The sequence below is a fragment of the Xenorhabdus eapokensis genome, assembly GCF_001908105.1.
In genome coordinates, this window is the sequence record NZ_MKGQ01000084.1 from 1 (window position 1) to 2,438 (window position 2,438).

Sequence of the window (2,438 nt, forward strand, 5' to 3'; positions counted from 1 at the left end):
CCAGTCAAAGAAATAAACTCAAAAAAGCAGGCTGGAGTGATGATTATCGTGCACAAGTGTTCTTTGGATAGATATCAACCAAAGTATGCTCGCGCCCTGACCAACTACGCCTCCAGCTACTGCTCCTGCTACCTGATTTGTGTAACTAGGGCCTGTATCACCAGCACCAGAAACTAAATCAAATTCTTGAATTGTTAATTCGCGCATAATAAATGTCTCTTATTTAGTTTAGTTGAAAATTTTCATAATTAAATATAAAATGACGCTATAAAAAACAAAAAAGAATAGCTTTAATGAAAAGTCATATTTAATAATTACTGATAAGTATGAATATATAAAATAAAGAATTATAATTCCTGAAATTAAAATTAAAAATGTGAGGAATTTAAATGAATATACTGTTTTTTCATTTAGAAAATCATAATTTCTATATTCATATTTTAAAAAGTGAGATTCATTAATCACTTTAACAATCATGCTAATGAAACAAACCAACAACATTATCGCAATAATGTAGTCTATATATTCAAAAGCAGGATCGCCAATATCAAATATAGCCATAGAGAAAATATATATAAGAAAAAAATTTAAAAAGACAATTTCTTTCCTAAAAATATCTAAACTCTTTGCTTTAGAAAGGTTATTCACTTTGGCAAAAATTGATTTTTTACAATTATATTTTTTCATTAAATTTATAATAATCCATTTAACAAATAACTTACATCCACATCTATTTTGAAACAATACATTTAAAACCGTAACAAGTCAATACAATTTACATATTAAACTTGTTATTTTATTAAAGTAATATTGTAGGGATTAAATATCCACCAATCAATAAATCTCACTTATATTAATTGTTCCAAAAATTGGTCAGACCTCTAATTTTATTGATAATGATGAATGTTTAGATAATATACTATGGGGAACCTCTAAAAACTTATATGGACACCGACTCAATGCAAGTGGGCAATCTATTTTTCTTTTCTGACAAAAGTAGTCACAAACATATATTCGGCTTCAAAGAGCCCTGATGAGAATCCGTACTCTCTGCCCTCATTAGCCGTACAGCCTTGGTAAGCCATGGTTTTTTCCAGGTTCACAGAGAGTCGGTACTACCTGTCAGTACATCAACTCATGGACTTCAACAGCATGATTAACCCCATATTTTTATCTCACCGAGAAATATAAACCGATTGTTGATTCACTAATGCCCACGCTATCCGGGCATTCTTATTGAGTAACGCCACTACCGCCTTATTGATTCCGCTACGTTCTATTAAACCCTTTAGCCAGCGTTGTAACTCATTACACTGTTCGTCAGGTCGTTTACTGAGCTGATACACGACAGAACGGGCGCCATGGATCAATATTCCTCGTAAGTAGGCATCGCCCCGCTTATTGATACCGAGTGGGTGGATTTGCCCCCCACTGCTGTGCTCTTTCGGCACCAGCCCTAGGTAGCTGGCAAAATGGCGGCCATTCTTAAACTCTTGACTATCGCCCAGCGCTATCTTCAGAGCCGATGCCCCTAATGGCCGGATACCCGGTAATGTCAGCAGCCGGCGAATATCTTCATTTTGTGTATTCAGATGATCAAGGCGTTTATCCAACGCTTTCAGATGCTGCTGAAGGTCTTTCAGTTCAAACAGTAATTCCTGAAATAACTGACGGCTTAATACCGTCAACTCATTCTCGGCATTTTCCAGATGTTCCGGTAAACATTGCTCTACCTTGCGAGCACTTTCAGGCATAGCAATGCCATATTCCATCCCTAATCCGCGTATCTGATTAATCAACGCTGTTCGGTTTTTCATGACACGCTGACGACCCCGGTGCAAACATTGGATATCCTGTTGTTCTATCGTTTTGTCCGGCACATACCGCATGCCGGACGGCTGTCAGCTTCTACAATAGCAATTGCATCATTTTTATCGTTCTTGCTACCCATTCTGAAAGGCACAACATATTGAGGACTGTTTTGATTCGAGTACGATGAGTGAAATTCGTTCTCTCTATGCGTTGGGTGAACGTCTTTCCCGTAAGATGATCCTCTTCGGGAAGAGTGTCATAAACTCCATAATCATCCGTACAATGAAATCGAATATTAAAGGGGGATAAAAGGGCAAGCCGCTTGTCTAACGTTTTTCTGCTGCGATCACCAAAAACATGTGCCACAACTCGCTTGAGGCGAGGCTCCCAGGCATACCAGAGCCAGCGTTGATTATTTTTACTTCTCACAAATGACCATTGCTGGTGAGTAGACCTACCCAGTCACCCGGGCAGATCCCTCCTCAGAACCGGACATGCAGAACTACCGCATCCGGCTCCCGACAGACCCCAGTCGTCACACCTATTCAGCAAGAATTGAACATTGAATGGACTTTCCAGCTTGAAGGATAACCCAGCACTTTCAGGATCAAAGTCAGCTTTTCCCA

General features: G+C 38.7%; 1 protein-coding gene and 2 pseudogenes. All 3 read right to left on the bottom strand.

Annotated features, from left to right (window positions below; translation table 11 throughout):
• Window positions 1-18: 18 nt before the first annotated feature.
• Entirely contained in the window at window positions 19-207 is a 189-nt protein-coding gene (locus tag Xedl_RS19240) for a hypothetical protein (RefSeq protein ID WP_074025310.1), read from the bottom strand.
• 968 nt (window positions 208-1,175) lie between these two features.
• Window positions 1,176-1,984 (bottom strand): annotated as a pseudogene (locus Xedl_RS19250) (IS110 family RNA-guided transposase); the annotation flags it as partial.
• Window positions 1,909-2,256 (bottom strand): annotated as a pseudogene (locus Xedl_RS19255) (IS1 family transposase); the annotation flags it as partial. The pseudogenes Xedl_RS19250 and Xedl_RS19255, both read right to left, overlap by 76 nt.
• Window positions 2,257-2,438 lie beyond the last annotated feature (182 nt).

What these genes read in the sequence shown, in the direction of transcription:
- Xedl_RS19240 (WP_074025310.1), bottom strand. Translation starts at nt 207, where the DNA reads ATGCGCGAATTAACAATTCAAGAATTTGATTTAGTTTCTGGTGCTGGT.